Below are 1,933 nucleotides of genomic sequence, written 5' to 3'. Positions count from 1 at the left end.
CGATCAACCAGCTCCGCCACGCCGGCCACACCAACATCGCCGCCGGACTCCGCGAGATGGCCCTCCACCCCTTCGAACGGCCGCTGACTCTCCTCAGCCTCAGCTGACCAGCACAGATCCAAGATCATGAGACTTTGCAATCGCCCTGCGGGCGGACTCACCACGTTGCCCACCAAGACCCGGGCCTCCGAGCGCCGCATCGCCCTCCCCGCCCGCTGCCTCCAGTCGCTGAAGCACCACCACGAGGAGCAGCAGCGCGACCGTCACACGGCAGGCACCGAGTGGCAGCACAACGGGTACGTGTTCACCACGCCGCAGGGCAGGCCGATCGACCCGACCAACCTCCCCCGCACCTTCGCCACGCTCCTCCGCAAGGCCGGCCTCCGCCGCATCCGCTTCCACGACCTCCGCCACTCCGCCGCCACCCTGCTCCTGGAACAGGGCGTCGAACTCGTCATCATCAAGGAACTCCTCGGCCACGCGCACATCGGCGTCACCGCAACCGTCTACGCCCATGTCCGACTCCGCCTCCAGCGCGACGCCATCGACACCCTCAGCACCGCCCTCAACGGCTCGTCGATCATCGAGACGGTCAGCCGCAACGGCGACGACCCGCCACCCTGCGCCGCCCTCGTCCGCTGACGTTGCCGTCAACTACTGCAGTCAGAGCCCCGACAGGTGTCACCTGTAGCGGCTCCAAATTTGCCGGCAGAAATAGGCGCCACCTATTGAAGTATTGCCACCGCGAGGCGGTGCGCTCGCCTCGCGGCACCGCACCGGATCACGTTCTCCGCCGATCTGAAATCGAGAATGGCAGCTCTAGCTATTCAGACCCCAGCGTCAGGGCATCTCTGCCGAGCTCATAGATTTCGATCGCACCAGAGGCATGATCCATGAATTCCTCCCAGAACCCCGGAACTTCAAATTTAATTAGTAATACGTGTTGCCGCATGACCATACGCCTTTCACATAGAACGCCCGACTGGAATAGTCCAGCCGGGCGTTCTACCCAAACTACTCACGACCTGATCAACACGATCGTGACTAAATCACTTCAGTCCGTCCTCTTCAGTGGGCCGAAGTGAGATGGAGTCATTGCGTTACCTTCATCCTCATGCCACTGACAGTGCGTGGCATACACGCACCCCTCGCCCGTGTTGATGGTGAACCACTCCCCACGGGTGCCGACCGGAATCTCTACATGCGGCGGATCGAATCCCTCGCCCTTGTGGATCTCAAGACGTGCGAACGTCGTGGGCATGTGAAGAAAGTAAACGTTCGAGAAAAGAACATCTACTCGCGCTGGAGAGGTGTCGTCGCTGAGGCTGCGCAGCAGAAGCTGATTGTAGCTCACCGAGAAATGCCACGCCCGGAACGCCCGATCCCACATTGCAACCAAAGCCACTAAGAACCTCCCAGATACTTGGACCCCGACAGAATCCCACCCGTGATGTTCTTGCCTCCCATGTAGAAAGTGAGTCGACTCGCGTCGAGGTTCCCCAGCCGGAAGGCTCGCTCCAGGATCGCCATCTCTCTCTGCGTGGTGTACCAGTTGTCGCCCTGCCCCTCCCTGACCGCGTCGTCGAACAACTCGGCCGGAGTGCCCGGCTTCCCGCTGATCATCTTAAACCCGTCAAGACGCACGTGGATATGGGCCTCATCGTGGTAGTTCAACGCGTCATGAACATTCGCAAGAGCATCATCACGCGTATTTCCCATGAAGTGGGTGAACCCGTTGTCATCCGCGAATTTCTCCAGACCATTGTCCGACGTGCCGAGGGCCACGTTGGACATTTGCTTGCCACAGTTATGGACGAGTACCGGCGTCTCACCTGCCAGCACATAGTACGTGTGCTACGCGACCCCTCCCATCTGCGTTATCGCAGGTCATCGGTGGTTTCGCGCTCCGCTGGCGTGCGTGGCTGTGCCCTGG

At 60.9% G+C, this 1,933-nt stretch carries 2 protein-coding genes and 1 pseudogene; 1 reads left to right on the top strand and 2 read right to left on the bottom strand.

What is annotated here, in order from left to right; translation table 11 throughout:
* Positions 1 to 147 precede the first annotated feature (147 nt).
* Positions 148 to 642 (top strand): annotated as a pseudogene (locus AB0M62_RS34780) (site-specific integrase); the annotation flags it as partial.
* A 412-nt stretch (positions 643 to 1,054) separates the two neighbouring features.
* Here the strand turns inward: AB0M62_RS34780 and AB0M62_RS34775 are convergent.
* Both AB0M62_RS34775 and AB0M62_RS34770 read right to left on the bottom strand, forming a co-directional pair.
* Positions 1,055 to 1,405 (bottom strand): hypothetical protein, encoded by a 351-nt coding sequence (locus AB0M62_RS34775; protein ID WP_366078325.1) that lies wholly within the window; start codon positions 1,403 to 1,405, stop codon positions 1,055 to 1,057.
* Complete coding sequence (locus tag AB0M62_RS34770; RefSeq protein WP_366078324.1) at positions 1,405 to 1,842, bottom strand: hypothetical protein; 438 nt, start codon at positions 1,840 to 1,842, stop codon at positions 1,405 to 1,407. The genes AB0M62_RS34775 and AB0M62_RS34770 overlap by 1 nt, the downstream gene beginning before the upstream one ends.
* Positions 1,843 to 1,933: the final 91 nt, after the last annotated feature.

Origin of the sequence: Streptomyces sp. NPDC051219 (genome assembly GCF_040682335.1) — a bacterium.
Classification (GTDB): Bacteria; Actinomycetota; Actinomycetes; order Streptomycetales; family Streptomycetaceae; genus Streptomyces.
This window is presented reverse-complemented; position numbering and strand designations above follow the sequence as displayed.